Annotated in this window: 24 protein-coding genes; 18 read left to right on the top strand and 6 right to left on the bottom strand. The window is 43.4% G+C overall.

Going from position 1 to position 26,530, the window contains the following annotated elements; genetic code table 11:
• Positions 1 to 78: 78 nt before the first annotated feature.
• Positions 79 to 777 (bottom strand): toxin-antitoxin system YwqK family antitoxin, encoded by a 699-nt coding sequence (locus IRJ18_RS06825; RefSeq protein WP_194105441.1) that lies wholly within the window; start codon positions 775 to 777, stop codon positions 79 to 81.
• Positions 778 to 1,043: 266 nt separating this feature from the next.
• Here IRJ18_RS06825 and IRJ18_RS06820 point away from each other — a divergent pair, with 266 nt between their 5' ends.
• Positions 1,044 to 1,778 carry a hypothetical protein gene (locus tag IRJ18_RS06820; protein ID WP_194105440.1) on the top strand — a complete coding sequence of 245 codons (735 nt, stop codon included), beginning with the start codon at positions 1,044 to 1,046 and terminating at the stop codon, positions 1,776 to 1,778.
• Between the two features lie 148 nt (positions 1,779 to 1,926).
• Positions 1,927 to 2,658: a hypothetical protein gene (locus IRJ18_RS06815; RefSeq protein WP_194105439.1), complete on the top strand. Its 732-nt coding sequence runs from the start codon at positions 1,927 to 1,929 to the stop codon at positions 2,656 to 2,658.
• Between the two features lie 130 nt (positions 2,659 to 2,788).
• On the opposite strand, the gene IRJ18_RS06810 is transcribed toward IRJ18_RS06815, so the two are convergent.
• On the bottom strand, positions 2,789 to 3,079 hold the full coding sequence (locus IRJ18_RS06810) for a YciI family protein (RefSeq protein ID WP_194105438.1): 291 nt from the start codon (positions 3,077 to 3,079) through the stop codon (positions 2,789 to 2,791).
• A 118-nt stretch (positions 3,080 to 3,197) separates the two neighbouring features.
• On the opposite strand from IRJ18_RS06810, the gene IRJ18_RS06805 reads away from it, so the two are divergent.
• From IRJ18_RS06805 to IRJ18_RS06795, 3 genes are read left to right on the top strand one after another with little or no spacing between them, the layout of a single operon-like run.
• Positions 3,198 to 4,379 (top strand): galactokinase, encoded by a 1,182-nt coding sequence (locus IRJ18_RS06805; protein WP_194105437.1) that lies wholly within the window; start codon positions 3,198 to 3,200, stop codon positions 4,377 to 4,379.
• The gene (locus IRJ18_RS06800) at positions 4,372 to 4,905 is read left to right on the top strand and encodes an RNA methyltransferase (protein WP_194105436.1); all 534 of its coding nucleotides are present in this window, start codon (positions 4,372 to 4,374) and stop codon (positions 4,903 to 4,905) included. The genes IRJ18_RS06805 and IRJ18_RS06800 overlap by 8 nt, the downstream gene beginning before the upstream one ends.
• A gap of 7 nt (positions 4,906 to 4,912) precedes the next feature.
• A complete protein-coding gene (locus IRJ18_RS06795) occupies positions 4,913 to 5,575 on the top strand; it encodes a YdeI/OmpD-associated family protein (protein WP_194105435.1) in 663 nt (220 codons plus the stop codon).
• A gap of 149 nt (positions 5,576 to 5,724) precedes the next feature.
• On the opposite strand, the gene IRJ18_RS06790 is transcribed toward IRJ18_RS06795, so the two are convergent.
• The gene (locus IRJ18_RS06790; protein ID WP_194105434.1) at positions 5,725 to 7,269 is read right to left on the bottom strand and encodes a hypothetical protein; all 1,545 of its coding nucleotides are present in this window, start codon (positions 7,267 to 7,269) and stop codon (positions 5,725 to 5,727) included.
• A 58-nt stretch (positions 7,270 to 7,327) separates the two neighbouring features.
• The gene (locus IRJ18_RS06785) at positions 7,328 to 7,819 is read right to left on the bottom strand and encodes a D-glycero-alpha-D-manno-heptose-1,7-bisphosphate 7-phosphatase (protein ID WP_194105433.1); all 492 of its coding nucleotides are present in this window, start codon (positions 7,817 to 7,819) and stop codon (positions 7,328 to 7,330) included.
• Positions 7,820 to 8,289: 470 nt separating this feature from the next.
• Here IRJ18_RS06785 and gltB point away from each other — a divergent pair, with 470 nt between their 5' ends.
• The 13 genes from gltB (at position 8,290) to IRJ18_RS06720 (ending at position 24,526) form a co-directional block, all read left to right on the top strand.
• Complete coding sequence (gltB, locus tag IRJ18_RS06780; protein ID WP_194105432.1) at positions 8,290 to 12,816, top strand: glutamate synthase large subunit; 4,527 nt, start codon at positions 8,290 to 8,292, stop codon at positions 12,814 to 12,816.
• Between the two features lie 4 nt (positions 12,817 to 12,820).
• Positions 12,821 to 14,302 (top strand): glutamate synthase subunit beta, encoded by a 1,482-nt coding sequence (locus IRJ18_RS06775; RefSeq protein ID WP_194105431.1) that lies wholly within the window; start codon positions 12,821 to 12,823, stop codon positions 14,300 to 14,302.
• Positions 14,303 to 14,677: 375 nt separating this feature from the next.
• Entirely contained in the window at positions 14,678 to 15,529 is an 852-nt protein-coding gene (gene hisG / locus IRJ18_RS06770) for an ATP phosphoribosyltransferase (RefSeq protein ID WP_194105430.1), read from the top strand.
• A 77-nt stretch (positions 15,530 to 15,606) separates the two neighbouring features.
• Complete coding sequence (gene hisD / locus IRJ18_RS06765) at positions 15,607 to 16,896, top strand: histidinol dehydrogenase (protein ID WP_194105429.1); 1,290 nt, start codon at positions 15,607 to 15,609, stop codon at positions 16,894 to 16,896.
• A gap of 113 nt (positions 16,897 to 17,009) precedes the next feature.
• Complete coding sequence (gene hisC / locus IRJ18_RS06760; RefSeq protein WP_194105428.1) at positions 17,010 to 18,056, top strand: histidinol-phosphate transaminase; 1,047 nt, start codon at positions 17,010 to 17,012, stop codon at positions 18,054 to 18,056.
• Positions 18,053 to 19,204, top strand: coding sequence for a bifunctional histidinol-phosphatase/imidazoleglycerol-phosphate dehydratase HisB (gene hisB / locus IRJ18_RS06755; RefSeq protein WP_228072598.1), 1,152 nt, complete (start codon positions 18,053 to 18,055; stop codon positions 19,202 to 19,204). Before hisC ends, hisB begins: the two co-directional genes overlap by 4 nt.
• 32 nt (positions 19,205 to 19,236) lie before the next feature.
• Entirely contained in the window at positions 19,237 to 19,887 is a 651-nt protein-coding gene (gene hisH / locus IRJ18_RS06750; protein ID WP_194105427.1) for an imidazole glycerol phosphate synthase subunit HisH, read from the top strand.
• A gap of 3 nt (positions 19,888 to 19,890) precedes the next feature.
• Positions 19,891 to 20,640: a 1-(5-phosphoribosyl)-5-[(5-phosphoribosylamino)methylideneamino]imidazole-4-carboxamide isomerase gene (locus IRJ18_RS06745; protein ID WP_194105426.1), complete on the top strand. Its 750-nt coding sequence runs from the start codon at positions 19,891 to 19,893 to the stop codon at positions 20,638 to 20,640.
• A gap of 136 nt (positions 20,641 to 20,776) precedes the next feature.
• Complete coding sequence (gene hisF / locus IRJ18_RS06740; protein WP_194105425.1) at positions 20,777 to 21,529, top strand: imidazole glycerol phosphate synthase subunit HisF; 753 nt, start codon at positions 20,777 to 20,779, stop codon at positions 21,527 to 21,529.
• Between the two features lie 5 nt (positions 21,530 to 21,534).
• On the top strand, positions 21,535 to 22,047 hold the full coding sequence (locus tag IRJ18_RS06735) for a GNAT family N-acetyltransferase (RefSeq protein WP_194105424.1): 513 nt from the start codon (positions 21,535 to 21,537) through the stop codon (positions 22,045 to 22,047).
• Complete coding sequence (hisIE, locus tag IRJ18_RS06730) at positions 22,038 to 22,628, top strand: bifunctional phosphoribosyl-AMP cyclohydrolase/phosphoribosyl-ATP diphosphatase HisIE (protein ID WP_194105423.1); 591 nt, start codon at positions 22,038 to 22,040, stop codon at positions 22,626 to 22,628. The genes IRJ18_RS06735 and hisIE overlap by 10 nt, the downstream gene beginning before the upstream one ends.
• An 85-nt stretch (positions 22,629 to 22,713) precedes the next feature.
• Positions 22,714 to 23,613: a WD40 repeat domain-containing protein gene (locus IRJ18_RS06725; protein WP_194105422.1), complete on the top strand. Its 900-nt coding sequence runs from the start codon at positions 22,714 to 22,716 to the stop codon at positions 23,611 to 23,613.
• 61 nt (positions 23,614 to 23,674) lie between these two features.
• Entirely contained in the window at positions 23,675 to 24,526 is an 852-nt protein-coding gene (locus tag IRJ18_RS06720) for a phosphatase PAP2 family protein (protein ID WP_194105421.1), read from the top strand.
• 84 nt (positions 24,527 to 24,610) lie between these two features.
• Here IRJ18_RS06720 and dnaJ read toward each other — a convergent pair whose 3' ends face one another.
• On the bottom strand, positions 24,611 to 25,771 hold the full coding sequence (gene dnaJ, locus IRJ18_RS06715) for a molecular chaperone DnaJ (protein WP_194105420.1): 1,161 nt from the start codon (positions 25,769 to 25,771) through the stop codon (positions 24,611 to 24,613).
• A gap of 96 nt (positions 25,772 to 25,867) precedes the next feature.
• Entirely contained in the window at positions 25,868 to 26,455 is a 588-nt protein-coding gene (locus IRJ18_RS06710; protein WP_228072597.1) for a nucleotide exchange factor GrpE, read from the bottom strand.
• Positions 26,456 to 26,530: the final 75 nt, after the last annotated feature.

Below are 26,530 nucleotides of genomic sequence, written 5' to 3'. Positions count from 1 at the left end.
AAAGAGGCTACCTTTGGGTAATACTGTTATACCTATGTTTAAATGATATTTATCGCTATACAGGCGGCAACTTTAAAATTAAGATTTACCTTTCTTTTTTCCAGTGTGAACTTTAATACCTTCAGGTACGGCAATGTCATTACTTTCACCCGCCTGCATCATCCGTATAGTAACTGTACATGCTGTTTTTTGACCGTTTAAAGTAGCCGGCAAAAACAGGGCTGCATCGTCCGGTAATACACTATAATCAGGGTGGATGATCTTTACGCCGTCATTATTAGTTACCGAGGCTGACCAGGATGTTATTTTGCCATTAGCATCAAGGGAAACAACATGCGTTAATTTATTAATGCCACTGCCCAAAGCCTCTTCATCAAACTTAGCACTGGCTACCATAAATTTAAACCCGTTATAACCGCCCACTATTACCGCCTTTTTTATAACATCGCCAGATTGTGCATCATCTATCTCACACACAATATTTTTTTGAGGCACTTCGGATATCAATTTATTGTTGGTATAATCATACTGTTGTTCAAGTACGTCATTATCATAAAAACTCCATATCCCCACCTTTTTGCCTTTTTCATAGTTGCCACTGGCAACTATTTTTTTCTCTGCAAACAGTTTGTAACTACCCTGGCGAATATTTTTATCTGATTTTAACACCATAAATTGCTCATCGAATTTGCCAACGGATTTGCTTTTCTTTATTGTATCCTGGGCATTGGCGCCCAAAGCAATAAAGCACGACAGGAAAAGTAGAATTACTTTCATTTCAATCAGTTAATTAGTTAATAATTGATAAATATAATCAATCTTCCATATAAATTATAAATTGAACTTGCTGAAAATTACTTACGTTAAGTAGTTTATTAAGAAACTGATACACGGGTCGTAAGTCTCGCCGATACATAGAATTATCCCAGCTCAAGATATTCCCTTCTATTTCAAACAAAATGATTTGTTTATCGTATAAATATTAATAAATAATTAAACCATTTTAATTTTTATTAATCATAACGATACATCAACCAATCACTATGAAACATACCTTACCCTTCCTATGTATCGTATTTGCTATTTTTTGTTTCGGCTGCAAAAAAGAGAAAGTTGTCAAAACTACAAATATCACTAACACCGAGGCAGCCACTATGGTTGCTACCGCACTTGCTGTAAATGCAAATGGTTTTATTAATCTGAAAAATGATGTGATAGTGTATGCCAAAGGTGTAACCAACAACGGCAAGGGCTGTGGTGTTATAGATTCGTTTGCATTAGCCCGCCAGGAAACTGCTACATCTACCATAAATTACAATTATGCGCTGGGCTATTATTATACGGTAAACTGCAATAATAATATACAGGATAATTTAACCAGTAATATTATTTCCAATGGCAGTTTTGATGCCAATAACCTCACTTCAATTAATAAAGTTGTCTCTGCAATAAACATATCACCTTTATCTGGAAGCATTATAAACTATACACTTACAGGCAATTATCAATTAGCCGGTACTTTTCAAACTATTGATGAAACGCAGCTTTCGGGTAACAATACCGTATATATAGATATTAGCGCACTGTTGGTAAATAAATCATCGCGCAGTATTGTAAGCGGCACAGCAAATGTTACTGTATCGGGAACGGTTAAAAACAAAAACACATTTACTTATAGCGGCACGCTGGTTTTTAGTAATACTAATACGGCTACTTTAATACTGGAAGGCGCTAATTATACTATAAACCTTGTTACAGCAGAAATATCGTCGGTTTAATAATATTTATGATAATGATAAAAACACATCTGAATTAATAACGGTTATTGATATAATTTAATCATCACTCCATTTATTAATATTTTTAATAATTAAATTAATACCTACTTTTATATTACTAATTTTAAACATTATAAACCGTTAACTCATGAAAAAATTCAAAACCCCTGTTTTTTTGTTTTTGCTTGCTTTAGGGGCCTGCCAAAAATCAAATGACACCAGCGTGGATGTAACCGCCACCGAAGCTGCTAACATAGTAGCAACTTCGTTATCAACAAATTCAGGCGGCTTAGTTGTTGCTACGGGAGATATTACCCTAAATGCACAAACTATTTTTGATACCGGCCTTGCTTGCGGGGCTTCAAGAAGTTATAGTTACACGCATCAAAGTGCAACGGGTACGACACCAACCTATAGCAATGTTTTCAGCTATACCTACACCATGAATTGTAATGCCAATAACCAGCCTGATAACATAACTGGTACGGCAACTGATAAAGGTACATTTGACGGCCCGCGCTTAACTGCAACCAACGATGGTACAGCTACCTTTAGGGTTGCAGGGCTTACACAAAATGCAACAGCGTATGTTATTAATGGTGAGTACAAACGCACAGGCACCTTTACATCAAAAGTTGAAAGTAAAAATACTGGCACTACCACGGTTACCCTGGTAATTACTAATTTGACGATTAGCAAAACAACCAAGCTTGTTACCGGCGGTACAGCCACTGTTACAGTAACCGGAACCACCAGCAAAAAAGCAGCTATTAACTTTACAGGTACAGCTACCTTTAGTGGCGACGGTAAAGCTACTGTTACATTAAACGGCGCTGCATACATTGTTGATCTGCTAACCGGCGATATCACTAAGAAGTAACATTCACATCACATCATTCTGAGCAGCAGCGAAGGATGACGACAGAAACGAAAAAGCCCGATGCGAAATCGCATCGGGCTTTTTTTATCATTCCGAAATCGAACTTTCGAAATTCGAAATCCTTTCGGCCTTATACTACCGCTACCTTAAACGGTTTTACATCCACGGTTTCCCATACGCCTTGTGTAATATAGGGCTCGTTTTGTTTCCAGGCTTCCAGTTGCTCTTCATTCTCAAATTGCATAATCATGGTCGAGCCGATCATGTGGCCTTCATCATTCAGTATAGCGCCGCCTAAAATAAAATGATCCTGGAATTTTAATTCCCTTGCCGCGTCTAAATGGTGCGGCCGCACAGCCATGCGACGGTTAAGTGCTTCGGCATCGGTAAAATCGTAGGCTGTAATCAGGTACTGGTTCATAATTTGTTGTATTTAATCTAATTATTAAACAAGTGTAAACAATAATTCGTTTTATTTTCAAATAAAAAATACCGAATAAGTGTATTTTTTACAATATTTGTTTTTTACACCAAGTACAATGCTAAATATTAGTGAGAAGCTGCACGCAGCCTTCCAAAAACAGTATAATAAACCTGCAGATAATGCATTTTTTTCGCCCGGACGGGTTAACCTGATAGGTGAACATATCGATTACAACGGCGGCCTGGTAATGCCATGCGCTATCACCTTTGGCACTTATCTGTTGGTATCTCCCAATAATGATGGTGTATTTCGCTTCAAAAGCTTAAATTTTGAAGACGAGTACACTATTCCGCTTAAAAAAAGCTATGAAAAAGAAGGTACTGGCTGGCATAATTATCCTATAGGCGTCATTCATCATTTTTTAAAAGATGGCCATCAATTGGGCGGCTTAGATATGCTTTATTACGGTAATATCCCTATTGGTTCGGGCTTGTCTTCTTCAGCTTCCATTGAAGTTGTTACCTGCTTTTCTTTAAACCAACTTTTCAATACCGGATACACTAAGCTTGATATGGTGAAGCTTTCCAAATCGGTTGAAAATAATTTTATTGGCCTGGCCAGCGGTATTATGGACCAATTTGCGGTAACCTTTGGCGAAGAGAACAAAGCGCTGATGCTGAACTGCGAAACGCTGGATTATAAAGCCGTAGACAGTAACCTGGGCGATTATGTACTGGCCATTATTAATACCAACAAACTGCGCCGACTGGCTGAATCTAAATATAACGAACGGGTACAGGAGTGCGGTGACGCGCTTAAAGCTTTACAGCAGCAACTGGACATTAAAAACCTTTGCGATATTGATACCCCTACCTTTAACCAGTACAAGCATTTAATTACCAACCCTATTGTATTAAAGCGTGCACAGCACGTGGTTGAAGAGAACGACCGGGTGAAATTGGCTGCAGCTGCCCTGTCGCAAAATAACCTAGCCGAATTTGGCCGACTGATGTACGCCTCGCACGATTCGTTGCGTAAACTTTACGAAGTGAGCGGTAAAGAATTAGACGCAGTGGTTGAATACAGTAAAACCAATAAAAACGTAGCAGGCGCGCGTATGACGGGTGCGGGCTTTGGCGGCTGCGCAATTGCGTTGGTAAAAGGCGCCGCGTTTGAACAATTCAGTAAGGAACTATCGGCGTACTATTTGGATAAGATAGGTTATGCGCCATCAGTTTACAGTTCGTTAATTGGCGATGGCGTGGGAGTTTTAAAGGATGTTCCCGCGCATGCGTAAACTGAAATTAGACGAACTTAATCGCGCTACTATCCCCGAATTTAAAGCGGCGCAAAAACTGCCGGTCGCTGTGGTGATGGATAACGTGCGCAGTATGCATAACGTAGGTTCTATCTTTCGCACCTCTGATGGTTTTGCTGTCGGCCAAATTTGTTTGTGCGGGATAACCGGTCAGCCACCACACCGGGAAATTGAAAAAACAGCCCTGGGCGCCACACAATCGGTAGACTGGACTTACTTTACCGATACGATACAAGCTGTTGAAAAGCTGCGCGCCGAGGGATATCAGATCATCGCTATTGAACAGGCCGAGAACAGCACCATGCTGGATACTTTTTCCCCAGATGCGACAAAAAAATATGCGCTGATATTTGGCAATGAAGTTAACGGCGTGGGCGATGACGTAATGGCAATAGCCGATACCTGTATAGAAATACCCCAATTCGGCACCAAGCATTCTTTTAATATTGTGGTATCGGCAGGTATTGTTTTATGGGATTTTTATGTAAAATTGAATCTAAAATAGATTCAGCATGAACGCCCTTGCCAAAAAACTGCAAATGAAACCCGGCAGTCGCTGGTTATTGTACAACGCCCCTGCTAATTATTTAGAATTATTGGAGCCGCTCCCTGACGGAGTAACTACATCTTTCGCTATTGATGGCGGCGATTTTACCGGCGTGCAGTTATTTGTTCATAACAGTGCTGAACTAAACGAAAGCCTGAAAGTAGTTACCCCTGTTTTAAAAGGAGATGCCACTTTTTGGGTAATTTACCCCAAGAAAAATTCGAAAATATCTACTGACCTGGAAATGATGAGTAGCTGGGACGAACTGGGCAAATATGGCTTAACCGGCGTGGCTGCTGCTGCCGTAAACGAAACCTGGACAGCCCTGCGCTTTCGCCCTGTTGCATTCTCTAAAAAATCGGATACCCGTAACGAGGAGATATCCAAAAACGATTACTCTCAATATATCGACGTAGCTAACAAACAAATTACCCTACCGCCTGAAATAGCCGCAGCATTCCAACAAACACCGGCGGCCATGAATGCCTACCAGGCCCTGTCCTATTCAAACCGCAAAGAGTATGTGCTATGGATACTTACCGCAAAACAAGAAAAAACAAAAACCGAGCGACTGTCTAAAATGGTAGAGAAGCTGGTAGCAGGTAAAAAGAACCCGTCGGATAAGTAAGTACAAACCCTAAAAATAATGTCATTTCGACCATCGGGAGAAATCTTCTACATGCAGCCGGCTTTATGTAGAAGATTTCTCCTCACCCCAGCACTCATCCTCTTCAGTTCGTTCGAAATGACACAATTCTTAATATATAATATCAGTCGCTATTTCTTCTCGCAGATGTAAATAGCGCCATCCTCAAAATCACAAAGTTTGGTTAGTGTTTTATGCGCCTGGATATCTTTCAGGCCAATTAATTCAGAACTTTCCAGCTTTTTAAAATCTATCAGATAAAAGCGTTTTTGCGCATATACTTTAGCCACATCCCCGGCAAAAAATTTGTGCGGCAATAGTGTGGAATGCATATGGGCAAACATATAAACCGCCTCATCGGCATCGGTATAAATTGGATAACCGGGCTTAAATATATGCTGGTGTGTTTTCAGGAACGTAACAAAGCTGGATTTATTCCAGTCATCATCCGTATATCCCGGGATGCCGTAATCTTTAAAGTCGTCATACTTCTGGTAATCTACTTTAGCAATGGTAACTTCAAACGCAAGCATAGCAACTACAAAAGGGGTAGCCAGCAACCATTTTTTGCGAAACTTAAGGTATTTGATCAGGTCGGGGATCCAGCAGGTGAATGATAGCAGCAAGGGGATAAACATTGGCGATAATAACCGGCTGTTCATCCGCTCAAACCGCGATATGGAAGCGATGATCAATATAAACAAACCGTAAACCAGCGTAAAACAAATAATGATATTCTCGTAACTATTTAAATGATGCTGCGCTGTACGCACAATCAGCAAGGTAGATAGCCCAACAATAACGATTATAGCAAAGGCTACCGCTATAGGGTCGAAGCTTGCAGGCAAACCAGCCCAATCTAATATTACTGTACCAAAATAATACAGGTTCTCACTAAACGGGGTTATAGATGGTTCCCTGGTGCCTGTACTTAACCCGGTAGCGTAGGCGTTCAAAATTAGGTTCGCGCCAAGCAGGGAAATACCAATAGCGCCGAAGACAAGTAAATGTGAAACCTTCCTCTTCCAGGTAAGCCGTCCATCAATCAATATCAATAAACCCCCTGTAGCAACAACTGTTATCCCTGCATACCTGGTAATGCAGCAAATAGCGGCAACCAACGCTACTATAATTAAAGCCTTTATACTGTGCGATTGCAAATAATTATGGTACGCGATAATAAAGATCAGTATCACCAGGATAAATAAAGTCTCAGACCATAGGTACATGTATATCTCCAGCAAAGCCGGGCTTAACACAACTGCTATTAGTATTAACCATTTATATATTATAGATGGCGCTTTGAACTTTGTGGTTATCCATCCTGTAAGAAATATCGTTATACCAAACAATATCCCATTAATAACCGGTCCGGCACTAACGGGGTCCATCCCACCGGATAAAAAAATACAGATACTTAAAAAGAATGGATAAAAAACCGGGAAAAACACTAATGGCGTATTATTAAAGGTAATAAGCGAAAAATGGTCGTGTATATTCTGCGCCGTGCTGGCATACATAATTGAGTCGGGCGATACACCTATGCCGCTATACCTTGCAAACAAATGGATAATATAAAACCCCATAAGGGCAACTATCAGGCAATCAATGTTGCCCACCAGCCTCTTAAAAGGAGATTTGCTTTTAGTTGTGGTACGTTTAGTTCCCTCACTCATTTTTTCCATTGGTTAATGCAATAATCATTCCCCCTTTAGGGGGTTAGGGGGGCCTTGCTTATGCTATTAAATTAAGCACTGTACTAATCGGCTGATCGCTATCTATTAAAATACCTGTTACACCCGCGGCAGTACCGGCAATTACATCCCGTTCACGGTCGCCAATAAAGTAAGATCTGGCCGGGTCTATGTCATATTTCTCAATACCTTGTAATAACAAACCGGGCTTTGGTTTACGGCATTGGCAGTCACCGGTAAATTGGGGATGATGTGGACAATAGAAAAAATCGGTTAGCTCAACCCCGTGTTGCTGATAGGTGCCTTTTAACAAGGCATGCATCTTTCCTAACTCATCCTCGCTATACCAGCCTTTGGCTAAACCGCCCTGATTAGTGGCTACTAATAACAAGTACCCCCTATCCTGCAACTCCTTCAAAGCATCAAAGTTATCAAGAATATGAAAATCCTCAACTTTGCAAACGTAATCACCCATTTCCTGGTTAAGTACCCCATCCCTGTCTAAAAAAACTGCTTTGTTTTTGCCTGGCATTGTTATCAAATTTTTTGCAAAGATAGAGTTTACGATGATTTAACCACAGAAGGCGCATAGAGGGAATCATGAAGCCCACCGAGATCTGTTGAAATAGATATTGGGATAAGCCCTTGCGCACTTGTGAAAGCTCTGTATACTTTGTGGTTAATCACTATTATAACTACTGAATTTGTGGCAAAATTCATCTTTAGGTGGTGATTTTTTCTAAGATAAATCATATTTATACCCCTCTGTTTATATAAAGTCTATCAAATTAGTCTGTATTTTATTATGCCTGCATATTAAACGCACAAGTAAAAATTGTGAAATTCTTAATTATAATACCAATTTGATAGGCAAAAATCAAATACTACTGCCATTTAGCTAATTTTATTTTGAATAATTAAAAAGTTGTTAATAATATTAGGATTTTTTTACATTTTTTATATCTTCGTAATATACGCACTTTTATAATCCGGTGAATACTTATGGATCAGACCGATTGCAACCAGCAGGGCCTGTACAGGCCAGAATTTGAACACGACTCCTGTGGAACAGGATTTATTACGAATATTAATGGGCACAAGTCCAATCAAATAGTTAATGACGCGCTTACCATTTTAGAGAACATGGAGCACCGCGGCGCTTGTGGCTGCGATCCGGATTCGGGTGATGGCGCGGGTATACTGATTCAGTTACCGCATGAATTTCTATTGGAAGAATGTTCTAACCTGGAGATAAGCCTGCCAGAACCTGGCGAATATGGCGTGGGTATGATATTTTTCCCGAAAGATTCTACCCTGAAAAAAGCTTGCCGTAAAGTAATTACAGCTGCTGCCGAAAAGCTGGGTCTGCATATTATGGGCTATCGCAAATTGCAGGTAAATAACAGTGTTATTGGCGAAACAGCCCGTCAGGCCGAGCCCGATGTGGAACAAATTTATATATTAAGGCCGCACCATATTACCAATACCGACGATTTTGAGCGTAAGCTATATGTATTACGCCGTTATATAACCAAAACCGTTAACGAAACTATTATACACGCTGCCGAGGCTTTTTACTTCACCTCGTTATCGTGCAAAACCATCATTTATAAAGGGCAACTAACTACCTACCAATTGCGTAAGTACTTTGCCGATCTGAGCGACCCGCGCGTGGCATCAGGCTTTGCCATGATACACTCGCGCTTTTCTACCAATACATTTCCATCGTGGAAACTGGCACAGCCATTCCGCTTAATTGCGCATAATGGCGAGATCAATACCCTGACTGGTAACCTTAACTGGTTTTACTCAGGCTTAAAATCGTACGCATCAACCTATTTCACGGCCGAGGAAATGGAGATGTTATTGCCGGTTATCGATAGCGCACAATCTGATTCGGCTTGCTTAGATAATATTATTGAGATATTATTGCATACCGGCCGTTCGTTACCGCACGTAATGATGATGCTGATCCCTGAAGCCTGGGATGGCAACGAGCAAATGGACCCGGTTAAAAAAGCATTCTACGAATACCACGCTACTTTAATGGAGCCATGGGACGGCCCGGCCGCTATCACCTTCACCGATGGTAAGCTGGTGGGCGCATTGTTAGACCGTAATGGCCTGCGCCCATTGCGTTATGCTGTAACAAGCGATGGCCGTGTAATTGCAGCTTCTGAAGCAGGTGTACTGGCTATTGATGAATCGACAATTATTAAGAAGGGACGCCTGCAGCCAGGCAAAATGCTGTTGGTTGATACCGTACAAGGTAAGATCATAGCCGACGAAGAAATTAAGCAGCAAATAGCCAGTCAACAGCCTTATGGCCGCTGGTTAGAGAATTATAAAATTAACCTGGGCGAACTGGCCGAGCCGCGTTTGGCTTTCGCCAGCCTATCGCCTGACGCAGTTTTCCGTTACCAGCAGGTATTCGGCTACTCGCGCGAGGATATTGACACCATTATTAAGCCAATGGCTTGCGATGGTAAAGAACCGATTGGTTCAATGGGTACTGATGTGCCGTTGGCTATCCTTTCTGACAAGCCACAGCACCTGTCAAGCTATTTCAAACAGTTTTTTGCCCAGGTTACTAACCCGCCTATCGACCCGATACGCGAGCGCTTGGTAATGAGCCTGAACGCCTTTATTGGCAACAACGGCAATTTACTTGACGAAGATAAAATGCATTGTCATTGTGTAATGCTGAAACATCCTATCCTAAAGAACCATCAGCTGGAGAAACTGCGCAGTATTGATACCGGCATGTTCCATGCTAAAACACTGCAAACTTATTTTAAAGCCGATGGCCAGCCAGGCAGCATGGAGAAAGCCCTGACCAGGCTTTGCCGTTATGCTGAAGATGCTGTTGAAGATGGCTTTGAGGTATTGATTTTATCCGACCGTGCTATCGATTCGGAACATGCCCCTATCCCATCATTATTAGCAGTGTCTGCCGTGCATCACCATTTGATCCGCATTGGCCGCCGTGGCGCAGTTGGCCTGGTTGTAGAAGCAGGTGACGTTTGGGAAGTACATCACTTTGCCTGTTTGCTGGCTTTTGGCGCAAGCGCTATTAACCCATACCTGGCACAATCCACTATTGAAACGGTTAAAGCCAACGGTAGCTTAGAAACTGAGCTTGATGTAAAATACCTGTTGAAGAACTATGTAAAAGCTGTTAACGATGGCTTGCTGAAAATCTTCTCTAAAATGGGTATCAGCACACTGCAATCATACCATGGTTCGCAGGTATTTGAAATATTGGGCTTGAATGAGGCTGTAGTAAGCAAATACTTTACCGGTGCGGTTACCCGTATTGAAGGTTTAGGTTTGGATGAAATTGCCCGCGAGGTAATGACCAAACATCAGGCAGGTTTCGCTGCTTCTTCAAAAGAAGATGTGAAGCTATTACCCGAAGGTGGTATTTATCAATGGAAACGCCGCGGCGAAGCCCATTTATTTAACCCGCAAACTGTGCATTTGCTGCAGCATGCTACCCGTACTAATGATTATTCAATTTATAAGCAATACGCTAAAGCGATAAACGAGCAAACCGAGAAACACTACACCATCCGTGGTTTACTGGATTTCGCGCATCACCGCGAGCAGATCTCTATTGATGAGGTTGAACCGGTGGAAAGCATATTGAAACGTTTTGCTACCGGCGCTATGTCGTTCGGATCGATCTCGCACGAGGCGCACAGCACTTTGGCTATTGCCATGAACCGCATTGGCGGCAAAAGCAATACCGGCGAGGGCGGCGAGGATGAACTACGCTACGAACAAATGCCAAACGGCGATTCTATGCGTTCGGCCATTAAGCAGGTAGCTTCGGCACGTTTTGGGGTTACTTCAAACTACCTTACTAATGCCGATGAATTACAGATAAAAATGGCGCAAGGCGCTAAACCCGGTGAAGGTGGCCAATTACCAGGTCATAAAGTTGACGACTGGATCGCAAAAACCCGTCACTCTACCCCGGGTGTAGGTCTGATATCGCCGCCACCACACCACGATATTTATTCCATTGAAGATTTAGCCCAGCTGATCTTCGATTTAAAGAATGCTAACCGCGCGGCCCGTATCAATGTTAAACTGGTATCAAAAGCCGGCGTAGGCACTATTGCTGCCGGTGTAGCTAAAGCACATGCCGATGTGATCCTGATTGCCGGTTATGATGGCGGGACAGGCGCCTCGCCAATAAGCTCTATCAAACATGCTGGCTTACCATGGGAACTTGGCCTGGCTGAGGCACACCAAACACTGGTACGTAACAAACTGCGTAGCCGTGTAGTATTGCAAACAGATGGTCAGTTAAAAACTGGTCGTGATATTGCCATTGCCGCCCTGATGGGTGCCGAAGAATGGGGCGTGGCTACTGCTGCCCTTGTTGCCGGTGGTTGTATCATGATGCGTAAGTGCCACTTAAATACCTGCCCTGTAGGTGTGGCTACGCAAGACCCTGAACTGCGCAAACTTTTCAGCGGCAAGCCGGAACATATTGTTAACCTGTTCCACTTTATTGCCCAGGAATTAAGGGAAATTATGGCCGATCTGGGTTTCCGTACCGTAAACGATATGGTGGGCCGTGTGCAGTTCCTTAAAGTTAGAGATAATATTAAAAGCTGGAAAGCTAAAAAGATAGACCTGTCGGGCATCCTTCACCCGGTTACCAATCCACGTGGTGTAACACTTTATAACAGTGAAACACAAGATCATGGCATGGCTGATATCATCGACTGGAAACTATTGGAGACGGCCAAACCAGCGCTGGAAGATAAAACACCGGTATTTGCATCGTTTGACGTTAAAAATACCGACCGTACTATTGGCACGCTGTTATCGAACGAGATATCTAAAAAATATGGGTCAGCCGCTTTGCCGGACAACACCATCAATTATAAATTTAAAGGATCGGCAGGGCAAAGCTTTGGCGCGTTCACTACCAAAGGTTTATCTTTTGAACTGGAAGGCGAAGCTAACGACTATGTAGGCAAAGGCCTTTCGGGTGCCCAACTGGCTATTTACCCATCAGCGCAAGCTAAATTTGCTCCTGAGGAAAATATGATCATCGGTAACGTAGCATTGTACGGCGCTACCAGCGGCCAAATATTTATCCGTGGTATGGCAGGCGAACGCTTTGCCGTACGTAACTCTGGTGCTACAGCCGTTGTTGAAGGTGTTGGCGACCATGGTTGCGAATACATGACAGGTGGCCGCGCGCTGATTTTAGGTAAAACAGGCCGCAACTTTGCCGCAGGCATGAGCGGCGGTATTGCCTGGGTATATGATACCGACGGGACATTTGCCGAAAACTGCAACCGCGAAATGGTTGACCTTGATCCGCTATCGCCGCATGATGAGGAGCAGATTTTAACGCTGCTACGCAAACATGTGCAGTTAACAGGCAGCCAGGTAGCACAAAACCTGCTGAATACATGGCAGGTGGCGCTCACCAAATTTGTAAAAGTATTCCCGCAGGAATACAAAAAAGTTTTATTAAAAAATCAATATCAGGCAACCAATTAATATTATGGGAAAAGCAACCGGATTTCAGGAATTTGACCGCGAACTGCCAGCAAAAGCGCCTGTGGCAGAACGCGTAAATAACTACAATGAATTTGTAGGGTTATACAGTGAGGAAAAGCTGAACCATCAATCGGCACGCTGCATGAACTGCGGGATACCATTTTGCCATAACGGCTGCCCGCTGGGCAATGTGATACCCGAGTTTAACGATGCTGTGTACCGCAAAAAATGGGACGAAGCTTACCAGATATTATCATCAACAAATAATTTCCCCGAGTTTACCGGCAGGATATGCCCCGCCCCTTGCGAATCGGCCTGTGTGCTGGGTATCAATAAACCGCCTGTAGCTATTGAGGAAATTGAGAAACATATTATTGAAATAGCCTGGAGCAAAGGCATGGTTAAGCCTACCGCTCCTGTTTTAAAAAGTGGTAAAAATGTTGCTGTAGTAGGTTCGGGACCTGCGGGTTTGGCTGCCGCCGCACAATTGAATAAGGCGGGCCACACCGTTACTGTTTACGAACGTGACGATAATCCGGGTGGCTTACTGCGTTACGGTATCCCCGATTTTAAACTAGAAAAATGGGTGGTTGAACGCCGTGTGAAACTAATGGAAGAAGACGGCATCACCTTTAAATGCAATACCGAAGTTGGTAAAGATATAAGCGCCGATGAGTTAGTGCGTAATAATGATGCAGTGGTATTGGCCGGCGGATCTACCATACCGCGTAATTTGCCTATTCCCGGCCGCGAATTGAAAGGTATCCATTTTGCTATGGATTTCTTGAAGCAACAAAACAAACGCGTAAGCAGCATTGCGTTTGATGCCGAGCCGATTTTAGCCACTGGTAAAGATGTAGTAGTTATTGGCGGTGGTGATACCGGTTCGGACTGCGTGGGCACGTCAAATCGCCAAAAAGCAAAGTCTGTGCGCCAATTTGAGGTGATGATGCAACCGCCTTCATCACGTACTACTAATATGCCATGGCCAACGTATCCAATGGTACTGAAAACAACCTCATCGCATGAAGAAGGTTGCGAGCGCCACTGGGGCGTAAATACCAAAGAATTTTTGGGCGACGAACAAGGCAACCTGCGCGCGCTAAAAGTAACCGACGTAAGCTGGGAACTGGATGTGATGGGCCGCCCTATTAAGTTCAACGAAGTTGAAGGCTCGGAACGCGAAATACCTTGCCAAGCTGTATTTTTAGCTATGGGCTTTGTTAACCCGCAATATGACGGTATGCTGGAAAGCTTAAGCGTTGATCTTGATGAGCGTAAGAATGTTAAGGCCACTGAGGGTATTTACCGCACTAACGTAAGTAAAGTATTTGCTGCCGGCGATATGCGCCGCGGGCAATCACTGGTGGTTTGGGCCATCTCTGAAGGCCGTGAATGCGCACGTAAAGTTGATGAGTTTTTAATGGGCCATACCAACCTGGAAAGTAAAGACGCAATTAACGTGTTTGAGCAGGTTTACGCATAGTTACCATCGGGTTATTGCCCGTTTGAATAAGGTTTTGTTTTTTTAGTTTTTTTTTATCCTCTCCTGCTTTTGCGGGAGGGGATTTTTTGTTTTTATGATAGACTTGTATTACTGATGAGTCGCGGATAAGGTTTTCTTCGTATGTTCTAAAAACATTGTCTACCAAAATAGTATATTATTTTACCTTAGTCTTTTGATTTTATAAATATCTGCCTATATTTGCGGCACCTCACTACAGGTATATTATAATGAACGGTTTATTTTTACATCATCTGTCATTGCACCATCACCACCATGTGGTGATCAGATAATGTATGTTTCTACGTGAAGCAAGTAATTCCGTTTATAATTATAGTTTACTAAAACAAATCCCTTTTGAAAACACTAAAAATCGCGATCCAGAAATCGGGTCGGCTCAACGAAAAATCTGTTGAATTACTTAAAAATTGCGGCTTAAACTTCGAAAATTACAAAAGCTCGCTTATATCGCCTGTATCAAATTTCCCATTGGAAATACTATTTCTGCGCGATGACGATATCCCGGAATACGTGCAGGATGGCATTGCCGACCTGGGTATTGTAGGCGAAAATGTAATACAGGAAACTGAAGTAATAGTTAGCTACCTGCAAAAATTAGGCTTCGGTAAGTGCTCGTTAAAACTGGCGGTACCAAACAATTCGGATATTGTAAATCTTACCGATCTGAACAACCGTTCTATAGCCACTACCTACCCTGTTATTTTAGGAAAGTTCTTGCAAAAGAATGGCATTAATGCCGATATCCGCACTATCTCAGGTTCGGTTGAGATATCACCAGGTTTGGGTCTGAGTGACGCCATATGCGACCTGGTGTCAACCGGCGGCACGTTAAAAAGCAATGGTTTAAAACCTTTTGGCGATGTAATGAGCAGCGAAGCCGTGTTAATTGGCCGCAAAGGCATTGAGAATGAGATACTGGTACAGGAGTTGATACAACGTATCCAATCGGTATTACGTGCCAAGGAAACTAAGTATGTGGTACTAAACGCGCCTAAAGAAAATTTGACAGATATACTTAAGCTATTACCCGGCGTAAAGAGCCCGTCGGTAGTATCACTGGCCGAGGAAGGCTGGGTTGCGGTACATACCGTTATCCCTGAAAGGGATTTTTGGGATAGGATAAGTCAGCTTAAGCAAGCGGGCGCGCAGGGCATTGTGGTAATGCCGATTGAGAAGATCATACTTTAGCCCCCCAGCCCCCTGAAGGGGGAGCAATTGGGTGTGGCTTTATAAACAACATTTTCCTTAGGGGGTTAGGGGGCTTTATGAAGACATACAATTATTCTGATTTAAGTGCTGCTGATATAGCTAAACTGGTGCAACGTAATGTTGACCCGGCAAATGAGATACGCGCTACGGTTGAAGACATTATTGCTAATGTGCAGCAACACGGCGATGCAGCTTTAATTGACTACGCTAAAAAGTTTGACAAGGTAGAACTGAATAAACTGTATTTGGATAAAGATGAATTAGCCGAGCTGGCGGCTACTCTATCTAATGAGCAAAAACAAGCACTACAAACAGCTTACAACAATATTTACAAATTTCATCAAACGCAGGTAAAGCAGGAAGACAAAGTTGAAACTATGTCCGGCGTTACCTGCTGGCGTGAGCCCCGGCCTATTGAAAAAGTAGGCCTGTATATTCCCGGTGGTTCGGCGGTTTTGCCGAGTACTTTTTTAATGCTGGGCATCCCCGCGCGCATTGCCGGGTGCCATGAAATTGTGGTTTGTTCACCGCCGCAAAAAAGCGGAAAGGTAAATGCTTTTATTGCCTATGTCGCCGGGCTACTAAACATCGACTGTATTTATTTGGCGGGTGGTGCGCAGGCCGTAGCGGCCATGGCGTACGGCACGGAAAGCATCGCCAAAGTGGATAAGATCTTTGGGCCGGGGAATCAATTTGTCACCAAGGCTAAGACGATAATTCAGTCGACAACGACCACTGCGATAGACATGCCGGCAGGACCCTCAGAGGTTTTAGTGATCGCGGATGCGACTGCCAAATCGTCATATATCGCTGCTGATTTATTAGCTCAGGCAGAACATGGTATTGATTCTCAGTCGATTTTGGTTTCTACCTCAAGTAAAATTATAACTGATGCGATCGCGGAGGTCGACAAGCAACTGTGTGTACTACCCCGTGCTGAGATAGCCGGACAGGCCATTGCCAACTCGTATGCGGTACTTGTAAAAGACTTAAATGAGGCCATGCAATTCAACAATGTATACGCACCGGAGCACTTGATATTGGCTACCGAAAACTGGCAGCAGGTAACCGGGCAAATTATAAATGCGGGTTCTGTTTTCCTGGGTAACCTCACTCCAGAAAGCGTTGGCGACTATGCATCGGGCACCAATCACACCCTGCCTACCAGCGCTTATGCCCGGGCGTATTCAGGCGTATCGGTTGATTCGTTTGTGAAGAAGATCACCTTTCAGCATATCACTCCTGAAGGCATACAAAACATAGGGCCAACGGTAGAATTACTGGCTGAAATGGAAGGGTTGCATGCGCACAAGAACGCGGTGACGGTGAGGATGGAAAATAAATAATTAATAACCGTCATAGCGGGCGCAGCGTGGTTATCCCCGACTTGGAGAGCCGCTCTGCACATCGGGGATTGCCACGTCGCTCCGCTCCTCGCAATGACGAAACTTTAAAGACCATGTTCGACATAAATAAAATATTACGCTCCAACATCAAAAACCTAACCCCCTACTCGTCCGCACGGGATGAGTTTAAAGGCGAGGCCAGCGTTTACTTAGATGCCAACGAGAATGCTTATGGCTCGCCGTTGGATACAAATTACAACCGCTACCCGGATCCGCTGCAGTATGCCGTTAAAAAGCGCCTGAGCGAGATAAAGGGCGTGCCCCCGCGCAATATATTTTTGGGCAATGGCAGCGATGAAGCTATCGACATTCTGTACCGCAGCTTTTGCAACCCTGGTGTGGATAATGTAATCATCGTTCCGCCGACTTATGGCATGTACGAGGTATCGGCCAATATCAACGATATTGAACTGCGACGTGTACCCTTAACTGCTGATTACCAGTTAGACCTGGAAGCCATTGCCGCGCATATTGATGATAAAACCAAGTTGATCTGGATATGTTCGCCTAATAACCCTACCGGCAATTCTATGCACCGCGAGGATATAGAAACCCTGCTGGCAAATTTTAGCGGTTTAGTGATAGTGGATGAAGCCTACATTAACTTCAGTCGCCAAAAAAGCTTTATACAGGAACTGACTGAGTACGCCAATTTGGTAGTGCTGCAAACCTTATCAAAAGCATGGGGCCTGGCCGGCCTGCGGGTAGGCATGGCCTTTGCCAGCGAAGAAATTATAGAGGTGATGAACAAAGTGAAGCCGCCATATAACATAAATGAGGCATCGCAGGCTTTAGCCTTGGCAGCTTTACAAAATGTAGACCAGATAAATACCTGGATAAAAGAGATTTTAACCGAACGGGATAAACTGGTACTTCAACTAAAAAACCTTGATTTTGTACTGGATATCTATCCATCTGATGCCAATTTCATCCTGGTTAAAACCACCGATGCTAACGGAATTTACAATTACTTAGTTCAAAACGGTATTATTGTACGCAATCGGAATAAAGTTGAACTTTGCGAAGGGGCATTACGAATAACCATTGGCACGCCTGAAGAAAATGCCAAACTAATTGAAACGTTAAAAGACTATAAATGAATACCCTGAAACGCATATTGTTTGTTGACCGTGACGGCACGCTGATCACTGAGCCTGCCGATGAGCAGATAGATTCGTTTGATAAGTTGGAGTTTTACCCAAAAGCCCTGCAATACCTGCCAAAAATAGCCGCCGAGTTGGATTATGAGTTGGTAATGGTTACAAACCAGGATGGTTTAGGCACAACATCATACCCTGAAAATACATTTTGGCCGGTGCAAAACTTCGTGCTGAAGACCTTTGAAAACGAGGGTGTAAAATTCAGTAATGTAGTTGTCGACCGTACTTTTGCCAAGGATAATGCCCCTACCCGTAAACCAGGCACAGCTTTATTAACCCAATATTTTGATACGGAGAAGTATGATCTCAAAAACTCATACACCATTGGCGACCGCAAAAACGACGTGTTACTGGGCAGGAACTTAGGCGCTAAAGCAATTTGGTTAAACAATCACAGTAATTTAGGCGGTCAAGAGTTTGAAGATAAGAATTTTGAAGTTGATTTGAAGGACACCATAGCCCTGCAAACTACCGATTGGCAACAGATATACGAGTTTTTAAAAGTGGGCGAACGCAAAGCAGAACACCGCCGCGCTACCAAGGAAACCGATATTGATATTAAGATAAACCTTGATGGCAAGGGCGATGCGAAGGTGAGCACCGGTCTGCATTTTTTTGACCACATGCTGGATCAGATAGCACGCCATGGTAGCATCGACCTGGAGATTACTGCTAAAGGTGACTTGCATATTGATGAGCACCATACTATTGAAGATACGGGTATTGCCTTAGGCGAGATATTCGCTACCGTATTAGGCGATAAGCGCGGTATTGAACGCTATGGTTTCTGCCTGCCTATGGACGATTGCCTGGCACAGGTAGCCATTGACTTTGGTGGCCGCAACTGGATAGTTTGGGATGCCGAATTTAAGCGCGAAAAGGTGGGCGAAATGCCGACAGAGATGTTCTACCATTTCTTTAAATCGTTCAGCGATGCCGCTAAGTGCAACCTGAATATCAAAGCTGAAGGACAGAACGAGCATCATAAAATTGAAGCGATATTTAAAGCCTTTGCCAAAGCCATAAAAATGGCCGTAAAGCGCGATGTGAACAATATGGTTTTACCAAGCACTAAGGGGGTTTTATAAGCCCCCGACCCTAAAGGGGAGTTAATAAATAAATGGACAACAATAACTCAAATACCTATAATGCTTCTACTCCTTCTTCAGGGGGCTGGGGGGCTATAGGTATAGTTCAATACGGAGCGGGTAATATTTTCTCTTTAACTTCGGCGCTTAACCGGCTGGGGATTAGCTACGGTATGATTGAAAAACCGGAGGATTTTGACCTGTACGATCGTTATATCATCCCCGGCGTTGGCCATGCGGGGGCTGCTATGAGCAAGTTGCAGCAAACAGGGCTGGTGCCCGATATCCAAGACCTGAAAAAACCCACGCTGGGTATTTGTGTGGGCATGCAGTTGCTTACTGCCCATTCCGAAGAAGGTGATGCTGACCTGCTTAATATCATCCCGGTTAAAACACTAAAATTCAGCGACAGCGCCAACTATAAGGTGCCACACACCGGCTGGAACCGCGTGCATGCCGAGAAGGATAACCCGCTGTTTAAAGATATTCCGGCAGATACACATTTTTATTTCGTACATTCCTATTATATCAAATATAATAACCAATATACTTTAGCCTCAACAGATTATAGTTTGAAATTTTCGGCATCAATTTGGCGGGATAATTTCTATGGGGTACAATTTCATCCGGAGAAATCCGGCATATACGGGGAAACCCTCTTAACTAATTTTTCAAAACTATAGCTTATGTACATTATTCCCGCAATAGATATTTTAGATAAAAAGGTGGTGCGCTTACGCGAAGGCGATTACGGACAGGTAACTAATTATGATGTTACACTGGAAGAGATGATTGCACAGTACCAAAGTAACGGCACCAGTTTTATACATGTTATAGACCTGAATGGCGCTAAAGGTGATTTCAGTAACCAAGAGTACTTGTTCAATGTGATCCGTAAAACGGAGATGAAGGTGCAATATGGCGGCGGCGTGCGCAGTATTGATAAAGTTAAGGAGTTATTAGATGCTGGTATCCACCGTGTTATTGTGGGTACACAAGCCATCACCAACCCCACCTTTTTAGCCGACCTAAGCAAAGCCTTTGCTGGGAGTGACGGCTATTCAGATCAAATCGTTATTGCTATTGACGTGTTGGACGAAGTGATAAAATACTCGGGCTGGATGGAAAGCTCGCCTATAAAATTAATGGATTATGTAGATAAGTGCCTGGCGCTTGGTTTTTATCGTTTTCTGTGCACAGATATTAATAAAGACGGTAAATTGGGTGGTGCAGGGATTGACCTGTACACCAAACTGCTTGACCATTCGCCATTTATCAAATTAATCGCTTCGGGCGGTGTATCATCTTTAGCCGATATTGAAGCATTAAGCGAAATAAAAGTAGAATCGTGTGTGGTTGGTAAGGCCATCTATGAAGGCCGCATCAGCATCGAAGAAATACAGAACTGGAATTTAAAATCATTGATAAGTATTTAAACTGCGCCGAAGGCGCAACACGCCAGCACGTCATTGCGAGCGTAGCGTGGCAATCCCCAATAAGCAGAGTCGCTCTGTAAACCGGTGATTGCCACGTCGCTTCACTCCTCGCATGACGGGTTGGGAACAATAGCATATGTTAGCAAAACGCATTATCCCTTGCTTAGATGTAAAAGACGGGCGCACTGTAAAAGGCGTTAACTTCGTCGATCTGCGCGATGCCGGCGACCCGGTAGAACTGGCCTGGAACTATTCGCAGCAGGGTGCCGACGAATTAGTGTTCCTGGATATCACTGCTACGCACGAACGCCGTAAGACCATGATTGAGTTGGTGAAAGCCGTAGCACGTCAAATCAACATCCCCTTCACTATTGGAGGCGGTATAAACGAAATAGCGGACGCTGAGGCGCTTTTAAACGCCGGGGCCGACAAAGTATCCATAAACTCGGCCGCGGTGCGTACACCGGCTTTAATTGATGAATTAGCGAAGGCCTTTGGGGTGCAGTTTGTGATAGTGGCCGTTGATACCCGTTATGATGGCAAAAACAACATTGTTCACCTGAACGGCGGGCGCATCCCTACCGACAAGGAAACATTGCAATGGATATTGGAGGCCGAAGACCGTGGCGCAGGTGAAATCCTGCTGACATCCATGGATCATGACGGCACAAAGGCTGGTTTTGATAACGGCTTACTTAAAGTAGTGAACGATGCTGTGCACATCCCGGTAATAGCTTCGGGAGGTGCCGGGTCTATAGGGCATTTTGCAGATGTATTTAAAAAAACGGATGTAGACGCGGCCCTGGCGGCATCAGTATTCCATTATGGCGAAATATTGATACCCGATTTAAAGACAGCATTAAGAAATAAAAATATAGAAGTAAGATAAGAGACATGCACCCTACATTAGAAACGGAAAGATTGCTATTACGGCCATTTCATGTGGAAGACGCGAAGGGGATGATGGAGCTATATGCCGATCCTGATGTGATCAAATTTACCGCTGATAAGCCATTCAATACCTTAGCCGACGCGGAAAGATTTATTGCTGAGTACGATCAGTATGATAAGTACAACATGGGCAGGTTAAGTACTTTTATTAAACAAACAGGCGAGTACATTGGCTGGTGCGGAATAAAATATCTTGCTGATAAAAATGAAGTGGATATAGGCTATCGGTTATTAAAACAATACCGGGGCAAAGGGTATGCCACAGAGGCTGCCAGGGCTTGTTTAGATTACGGTTTTAATAAGTTAGGGCTGAATAAAATAATAGGGATGGCCATGCAGGATAACGGCCCTTCCATTAATGTATTTAAAAAGTTAGGATTAAAATACTCGCACAACGACGACTGCGGCTGTCACCCGGGTGTTGTTTATGCAATTACAAAAGAAGAATGGAAATAGATTTCAATAAATCAACCGATGGCCTGGTGCCGGTGGTGATACAGGATGAACATACGCTTGAAGTACTGATGCTGGGCTATATGAACCAGGAAGCCTGGGATAAAACACAGACCGATAAAATAGTTACATTCTTCTCGCGCTCAAAAAACCGTTTATGGACCAAAGGCGAAACCAGCAATAATTTTTTGCATGTTAAAGAAGCATTGGTTGATTGCGATAACGATACCATCCTGATCAAAGTTAAAGCCGACGGCCCTACCTGCCATACAGGAGCACGCAGTTGCTTTAATACAGCCTATAACCACAACTTTATCAGTCAGCTGGAACAAATCATTGCCGACCGTTATGATAACCCGGTTGAAGGGTCGTATGTGAATAAGCTGCGCAGTAAAGGTTTAAACAAAATAGCCCAAAAAGTTGGCGAAGAAGGGGTTGAAACTGTTATAGCAGCCTTAGCTGAAACCGAAACCGATCTGATCAACGAAGCATCGGATCTGGTGTTTCACTTGCTGGTACTATTGCGCGAGAAGGGGCTTTCACTTGAAACTATCGCGAAGAATTTAGAATCGAGACACAAATAGCTTGTTCATGGTTCATAGTTAATAGTTCATGGATCCCCACGCTATTTTAATTATGAACCATGAACTATCTACCATGAACTAATAAATGACAGCAGAAAAACTAACCGAACTTACCGGGCACTCCAACCCTATCTATGCACTGGAATTATCACAGAAACCGGGCATCCTGTTCTCGGGCGGCAACGATAAAGGCCTGGTGGAATGGAGCCTGAAGGATATGGCTTTTATTAAAGTGATGTTCCCGGTTAATGCTTCTGTTTATGCGATACATTGCCCTGCAGGTTATCCGTTATTGTTTGCCGGTTTGCGCAGCGGCCAGGTATTGGTGTTCGATTTTATTCAGCAAAAGCTGATTAAGGGCCTCAATCACCACACAAAACCTGTGTTTGATATCAAGTCCGTTCCATCAAAAAAAGAACTGCTGGTGGCCTCGGAAGACGGTACCGTTTCCGTTTGGCATTTGGACTCATTGGAGTTGTTGCATACAGTCAAAGTATCACATGATACTATCCGCAGTATTGCAGTCTCACCGGATGAAAAATACATGGCCTTAGGTTGCCGGGACAATTCGGTAAATATCTATAATCTTGAAGATTATACGCCTGTTACTACCTTACAGGGCCATACAATGGCAGTATTTACTACCGCTTATACACCAGACGGTAAGTATATTCTATCCGGATCGCGCGACGCGCAACTAAAAATATGGGATGCGAAAACATTTACATTGGTCAAAAATATCCCTGCGCATTTGTTTGCTATTAATCATATCGCCTGCCACCCCACCCAACCAATGTTTGCTACGGCCAGTATGGATAAAAGCATAAAAATTTGGGATGCCGATGATTTCCGACTGTTAAAAGTTATCAGTCGCGAAAAGGGTTACCCGGCCCACATACTATCGGTAAATAAGTTATCCTGGAACGGGGACCAGTTACTTAGCACAGGCGATGATAAGGTAATAATGATATGGAAGATTAATTAACCTTAAAACTTTTTTGCGCAAATTATTGTATTAATTATTCCTTAACTTAATATTAACTACCTTGAAAAAGATCATATTTTTTATATTATGTGTTACTGCATTACATGCTAATGCACAAATTACCGATACCACCAAAAAGAAAGTGGTGGATACGATCAAGAAAGATCTGTTTACCGCACCTGATACCGTTAAGCATTTGCATAGTAAAACGGGCGCGCTGATACCGCCTATCGCTATGGTGGGTTACGGTGTTAGTAGCCTCGTTATTCATCCGTTGCACAGGTTTGACGGCTATTTATATGGACAGGCCGACCGGCATGATATTGTTACCCCAACCAAACTGGAAAACTTTTTCCAATTTACGCCGGTGGTGCTAACGTATGGTTTAAACTTTGTAGGTGTACATGGCAAAAATACGTTTATCGACCGTACATTTATCTTCGTTTTAGCACAATTTATGCTGGAAGGGTCTACCTTTGCCATAAAACACGCAACACACAGGTTAAGGCCTGATAATTCCGATTACCTTTCCTTCCCATCCGGCCATACCGGTAACGCGTTTGTCGGTGCCGAATTCATGTCGCAGGAATTAGGGAAGGTATCGCCTGTGTATAGTGCCATTGGCTATAGTTTTGCCACCACCACAGGCATTTTCCGTATCTACCATAAAGACCACTGGTTTAGCGATGTTATAGCCGGTGCAGGTTTTGGTATCCTATCTACAAAAGCGGCTTATTGGGTTTACCCGATAATTCGTAACAGGTTAACTAAAAAAGGTCGCGAAAAAGAAGAAGATAAAAAGCAGGATAAAGAGATACAGAAAGACCTGAAAAAGAAACCTGAAAAAAGCTCCATCATATTACCATCGTACCAAAATGGGGCCTGGGGCTTGCAATTCGCGGCACAATTTTAACGCAGTAACATATTTATTAAACTTAAAAAGGCTGTATCTGATTAAGATACAGCCTTTTTCTTTTACTTAACAAAAGAATTATTATTATTCGAAATATTCCTTCATCCGTTCAAAGAAACTTTTTTCGTTCTTGCCTGGGTTGGGTTTAAAGTTTGGCGAATCCTGTAGTTTCTCCAGCAATTCGCGTTCTTCACGGTTTAATGCTTTTGGCGTCCAGATGTTAATGTGCACTAACTGGTCGCCCCGGTGATAGGAGTTTACTTCTGGTACACCTTTTCCTTTTAAACGCAAAATACGGCCGCCCTGTGTGCCGGGTTCTATTTTAATGTTGGCTTTGCCATCAATAGTAGGCACCTCAATACTGGTACCCAATGCGGCATCAATAAAGCTGATATGCATATCGTATATCACATTGTTACCATCGCGTTTTAAAGTTTCGTGCGGTACCTCTTCGATCAGGATGATCAAATCGCCCGGAACACCACCTCTTGGCGCGGCATTACCTTTACCGCTCATGCTCAGTTGCATACCCTCGCTAACACCTGCAGGGATGTTAATGGTGATCGTTTCTTCCCCGCGCTGTACCCCATCGCCATGGCAAACATTACATTTTGAGGTAATTTGCGAACCTTCGCCATTACAAGTTGGACAAGTGCTGGTAGTTTGCATTTGGCCCAATATGGTATTGGTTACCCGGCGTACCGAGCCGCTGCCACCACATGTTTTACAGGTTTGAAACGATGATTTATCTTTAGCGCCGGTACCATCGCAGGCTTTACATAATACCTGTTTGTTTACTTTTATTTTCTTTTCGGCACCGTTGGCAATCTCTTCCAGCGTTAACCGCACCTTAATACGCAGGTTACTACCGCGGGCTACACGCCTGCCACCACCCTGACGACTGCCGCCGCCACCGAAAAAGCCTTCAAACGGACTGCCGCCGCCAAAGATATCGCCAAACTGGCTGAATATATCATTCATATCCATGCCACCGCCATACCCGCCGCCTGCTGCCGACCCCGCATTGGCTGCATGGCCAAACTGATCATAACGCTGGCGCTTTTCGGGGTTGCTTAATACCTCGTAAGCTTCCGCAGCTTCTTTAAAGCTTTCTTCAGCTTGTTTATCGCCCGGGTTTTTATCCGGGTGATATTTGATGGCCATTTTACGGTACGCCTTTTTTATATCATCCGCACTTGAGCCTTTTGCTACACCAAGTACATCGTAATAATCTCTTTTTGCCATGTCTTTTTTATATCGGATTTCGAAATTTCGATCTCGGATTTATAATTGTTTAATTTTTCAAATTCGAAATTGCAATTCCGAATTTCGAAATCATTTTTACGCCCCTACTACCACTTTGGCAAAGCGCACTACCTTATCATTAAGGTAATAGCCTTTTTCCAATTCATCTACTACTTTACCTTTCAAATCGTCGCTTGGTGCAGGTATGTTAGTAATGGCCTCGTGAATATCCGCGTCAAATGCGGCACCTTTCGATTCCATTTCTTTCAGGCCTTTTTGGGCAAGTATGCTTTTAAATTTATGCTGCACCAATGCTACCCCTTCCTTAACGGCATTCACATCGGTTGAATTTTCCATGGCTTTTATCGCTCGTTCAAAATCATCCAGCACGGGTAACATGGCAACAATTACTTCTTTACCTGCTGTTTGCAATAATTCGGTGCGCTCCTTTTGGGTACGGCGGCGAAAGTTGTCAAACTCGGCATACAGGCGCAGGTATTTATCATTTGCCTGGGCAATTTCTTCCTTCAGTTTATCCTCAGCAGATGGACCGGCAGCAACTGTTTTTTCGCTTTCTGTCGCTTCCTCGCTGTCATTAGTATTTTCTCCTGACACTTCGTCGTGCAGATCAGTATTATCTATATCTTCCTTTTTCTTTTTCTTCAACATATCGCTAAATTTCATTATCAGATACTGCAAAACAAGTATCCTGCCATTCGCTGGTTTACGCCATGATGTCAGTGCAGTTTTTATTTTGGA

The sequence above is a fragment of the Mucilaginibacter boryungensis genome, from assembly GCF_015221995.1.
GTDB classification, from domain to species: domain Bacteria; phylum Bacteroidota; class Bacteroidia; order Sphingobacteriales; family Sphingobacteriaceae; genus Mucilaginibacter; species Mucilaginibacter boryungensis.
The sequence above is the reverse complement of the archived record's forward strand: the minus strand, read 5'-3'. Positions and strand labels throughout refer to the sequence as shown.